This is a genomic window from uncultured Eudoraea sp. (genome assembly GCF_947260015.1).
Classification (GTDB): Bacteria; Bacteroidota; Bacteroidia; order Flavobacteriales; family Flavobacteriaceae; genus Eudoraea.
On sequence record NZ_CAMYOM010000069.1, the window covers coordinates 1 to 4,770 of the forward strand.

3 protein-coding genes and 1 tRNA gene are annotated in these 4,770 nt (G+C 36.5%); all 4 read left to right on the forward strand.

Features of this window, described 5'->3' with window-relative positions:
- Positions 1-345 (forward strand): hypothetical protein (locus Q0X66_RS15460; RefSeq protein WP_297707949.1); only part of this gene is annotated, 345 nt, incomplete at its 5' end.
- A 647-nt stretch (positions 346-992) separates the two neighbouring features.
- Positions 993-2,117: a Fic family protein gene (locus Q0X66_RS15465; protein ID WP_297707951.1), complete on the forward strand. Its 1,125-nt coding sequence runs from the start codon at positions 993-995 to the stop codon at positions 2,115-2,117.
- 418 nt (positions 2,118-2,535) lie between these two features.
- Positions 2,536-2,609 (forward strand) — tRNA-Ile (locus tag Q0X66_RS15470).
- Between the two features lie 792 nt (positions 2,610-3,401).
- Positions 3,402-4,742: an ATP-dependent 6-phosphofructokinase gene (locus Q0X66_RS15475; protein WP_297707953.1), complete on the forward strand. Its 1,341-nt coding sequence runs from the start codon at positions 3,402-3,404 to the stop codon at positions 4,740-4,742.
- The last annotated feature ends 28 nt before the right edge of the window (positions 4,743-4,770 follow it).

Genomic DNA, 4,770 nt, shown 5'->3' on the forward strand with positions numbered 1-4,770 from the left:
AACTACCACGAATACCACTTAGAATATAAAAGTGTTGTAAGCGCGGAACTTCCGGATGAGTTTATTTATGGACGTACGTATCGAATTAATATTACTATAGAATTACCTGATAGTTGTTATTATTATTATAATCAATATGATTACTTCTATGAAGGAACTTCAAGGCTTATTTACCCCATTGTACATATAGATGATGGTGTTCCTTGTACTCCAAATATTACAGAAACTACATTTTCAATACCAGTACAAGCCCTACAGAATGAACCTTATGTTTTTAAATTTTATCAAGGGGAAGATACTGAAGGGCAAGATATGTTCTTAACTATTGAAGTTCCTGTAATTTAAATTTCATCGCAGTACTACGAAAGTTGAAAACATATAGATAAATTAATAATCATTAAAACAAAAAAAAGGATCAAATCACATTTTCTAGAAGTACGCCCCTTATTGATTCTAATTATTAAATATTTTTTTATGGTATCCCCCCCTTTTTTTGAGGAATTCTTCTTAGGTAAGTCCAGAAGAGGATTTTGAAAATTAATATTCTTTGAAGGTGCAACCAAGTTTTAATGGATGGTTAACAACTTATTTACACCCTTTCAAGCACCCTATTAAATAAAAAAATCCGCAAACATCTTTTTATCAATGTATTACGGATTCTTACTGTGGTCCCGCCCCTCCTTCGTTTTACTTCGGAGGGTAAACCCGCCTTCACTACGTTTCGGCCGGCGCGCTGGGTTCGTGCTTAAAGCGCACGGACCAGAGAAGTGCCCCGTTTGCAAAGTTATATGCTATCCCGATAGCTCCTTCTCCATAGTATTACGAAGGAGAAGCTATCGGGACGGGACACGCTACTACTTATAACCAAACCGTTGATAACATTAAAATAACCTCATCGTTATTTAATATTTTTATAAATATTTTAAATTAGAAATTTTCTTAATTAAGTTTTTTGGTATTTTCTTAAATAAGCTGTAGATTTGATAAAAAAAATGAAGAATTTTAATTCAGGAGAATATATAAGTCAAGGTACATTTAAAAGTTTTTCTCCTGAAAAAATTAATCGGCAATGGTCATTGGATGACATAGAAGTCATTAATCTATTAAGTAAAGCAGATAGACAATTGGGAAGATTAGACATGTATTCTGAATACATACCTAATATCGACTTGTTTATTAGCATGCATGTATTAAAAGAAGCGACTCAATCAAGTAAAATTGAAGGCACTAAAACCAATATCGCTGATGCATTACAAAGTAAATCTGATATATCAGAAGAGAAAAGAAATGATTGGGAAGAAGTTCAAAATTATATTGAAGCACTCAACACCGCAATAAAAAGCTTAAACGAAATTCCTTTCTCATCCAGATTAATAAAACAAACTCATAAAATACTATTGCAAGGAGTAAGAGGGAAACATAAAATCCCTGGAGAATTTAGGACTAGTCAAAACTGGATAGGTGGAGCGTCCATATCAGATGCGGTTTTTATTCCTCCAAATAAATCAGATATCGGAGAATTAATGAGTGATCTGGAAAAATTTGCGCACAATGAAGAAATAATACTTCCGGATTTATTAAAAATAGCGCTAATTCATTACCAATTTGAAACGATACATCCATTTTTAGATGGTAATGGTAGAATTGGCAGATTGATGATTACACTATACCTGGTTGAAAAAGAAATATTAAAAAAACCTATACTTTATTTATCAGATTTTTTCGAAAGAAATAGAAGTTTGTATTACGATAATTTAACAAGGGTTAGAGAAAAAAATGATATTCAGCAATGGTTTAAATTCTTTCTTGTTGGCGTTACAGAAACAGCCAAAAGTAGTATTGATACTTTCGATAAAATATTAAAGCTACAAAAAGATGTAGATAAAAAATTACAAAAACTAGGTAGCAGAATGAATAACGGAAGAGCAGTAATAAATGATATGTATCAACACCCTTTAATTGACGCTAAAAAAGTTAAAAGTATAACTGATTTATCGATGCCTTCCGTCTACAAGCTAATCGCAGAGTTGGAACAACTTGAAATAATTCAGGAATTAACAGGTGCAAAACGCGGAAAGCAATATTGGTTTCCTGAATATATAAAAATATTTAACTAAAATCATTTGCCAACAATTGCTCTAAGTAGACGGCCATAGGCTGACAGGTAGCTCCTTCATTTTATTTCGGCAACACCTAGAAGTAGTAGGATACATACGACGGCATTGGCTAACCAGGAAGGATTTAAAGTAACTTTCCTTCGTCTAAAGAATTTGCAGCAACCGAAAATAAGTAGTAATATTGCAGTCCAAAATTTGGCATAACCGGCCCTATACCTGCGTCCACCTGACGGCACGGCAGGAGGGGTTCAGCTAATTAATGTTTTTTGAAATACGCGTTAGCGAAATTGGTCCTATCCAGAAGTAATCTTTGATACTTCAGGACACGTAGCTCAGCTGGTTATCCCAAGCACTCGGGACTGACTCATAATCGTAACATTGATTTTGAGATTTATATTTTGACATATTGATTTTAACCGGTCCTATAGCTCAGTTGGTTAGAGCACCTGACTCATAATCAGGGGGTCCCTGGTTCGAGCCCAGGTGGGACCACGAAGTGGAACCAAAAACCTCAGTGTAAGCTGGGGTTTTTTTGTGAAACAAACTTGGGCGGGAAGCCCAGCCTGCCCGCCGCAGGAGGGCCTGTCCGCCTCTGGAGGAGTGGGACCACATCAAGCAGAAAACCCGCGCCAATAGGCGCGGGTTTTTTCATTCCGGGAGGAAGCCAAGTTTGCTTGAGCTTTCGAACAGGAATGAAAAAAGCGAATTGCGAAGCAAAGCGATGTTTTCTACCCGCCTGAAGGTTTACCCGCCTCAGGAGGGCCGGCAGGTTTGCAAAAGGGGAACTTCTCTGGTCCATTCGCTTTGCGAATGAACCCAGGTGACTTTTTAGGATAGATTAAATATTTACGATTTACAACCACGGCTATTTTCTCCTCTTTTTAATGCATTTTTACGTAAAATGAATATTGTTTGTTTTATGTATCAGGTCTCACAAAATCTACCAAAACGAAACAACCATATTGAATAAGGAAGCACGATTTAAAGTTACTTAATAAAAAAGCCAAATAAGCAAGGCAGACTGGGTTTTATCTACGAAGTGGAGCAAGGTGGACATAGGCACTACGAGGTGTTTAAACGCAAGAAATTAACGTACCCCCTAAATGATGGGGGAAGGGAAACATACTTGGCATATCCAACTGATAAGGGATTTTTATTAAGGTATTCTCATAAATTCGATATTCTAATTCAAAATTTAAGATTTATTCAAGTTTAGGAACTATTCAGTGGCTAGTTTTTAAGCAGATGTAGTACTTTTGCTGCTTGTTTTAAGTAATACGATAAATGACTAAACAAATGGCAAATGAAGAAAAATACGATATCAATATATTAGGGAAAGCTTCATATGATTCACCTTTACGATTAAGTAAAAGGCAGGGGGATGATATTTTTAACTTTGTGAAAGAGGATGATAAAATATTGCATGATATCTCACTTAAAGAATATAAAAAATGTTTGGCGGGTAAAAAGGAGCCCATGGCCATGGTGAAGGCAGGTCCACGGGAAAAAATATACTTTAACACAAGAAAAACCAAGGCTGCAATAGTAACTTGTGGCGGGTTGTGTCCTGGCATTAACAATGTAATCCGCAGTTTGGTAATGGGGCTTACTTATTTTTATGGGGTTAAGGAGATTCTTGGTGTACGGTACGGTTTTGAAGGTCTTATTCCTTCATACGGTCATGATTTTATCGATTTGACTCCCAGTTTTGTTAAGGATATCCATCAATTTGGGGGTACTATATTGGGTTCCTCAAGAGGTAGTCAAGACGTAGGTGATATGGTTGATTGCATATATGAAAATGGTATTGATATATTGTTCACTATCGGAGGAGATGGCACTTTAAAAGGTGCAGATGCCATTGGTGAAGAAATTAACAAACGTGGATTTGATATTTCAGTAATAGGAATTCCTAAAACTATAGACAATGATATTAATCTTATCGACAAAACTTTTGGCTTTGAAACAGCTTACAATGTAGCCAACCCGATTATAAGAGATGCCCACAATGAGGCCACCGGGGCTTATAATGGTATCGCCATTGTAAAGTTAATGGGTCGTGACAGTGGCTTTATTGCAGCTTCGGCAGCAATTTCTATGCCTGTGGTTAACTTTGTTTTGGTTCCTGAAATGCATTTTGAGCTCGAAGGTGAGAACGGTTTTTTAAAATTGCTTAAGAAACGATTGGATAAAAAACATCACGCTGTAATTGTGGTCGCCGAGGGTGCTGGACAGAATCTTTTTAATAAAGATGAAAAAGGACAGCTTACCGATGCCTCCGGAAATATTAAGCATAAAGATATAGGGTTGTTACTAAAAAGCAGCATTGCTGATTACTTTAAGAAGAATGATAGTCCGGTGACCATAAAATATATAGATCCTAGCTATATCATAAGAAGTGCTCCTGCGAATCCTGAGGATAGCGTATTTTGTAACGGATTGGCTTATCATGCAGTTCACGGTGCCATGTCAGGTAGAACAAGATTTGTTGTGGGCAGGGTTAACAATAGATATGTTTATCTACCGATTACGGCAGTAACCGATAAAAGAAAGAAAATCAATATGGAAGGTGGCTTCTGGTATACTGTTCTAGAAAGTACTGGGCAGCCTGCCATAATGCAATAGACAAGTTCTTTGTTGAGGTTATTTGGGA

Bases quoted from the DNA above. Each gene is read 5' to 3' on its own strand.
- Q0X66_RS15475 (WP_297707953.1), top strand. From the start codon at position 3,402: ATGACTAAACAAATGGCAAATGAAGAAAAATACGATATCAATATATTA.
- Q0X66_RS15465 (WP_297707951.1), top strand. From the start codon at position 993: ATGAAGAATTTTAATTCAGGAGAATATATAAGTCAAGGTACATTTAAA.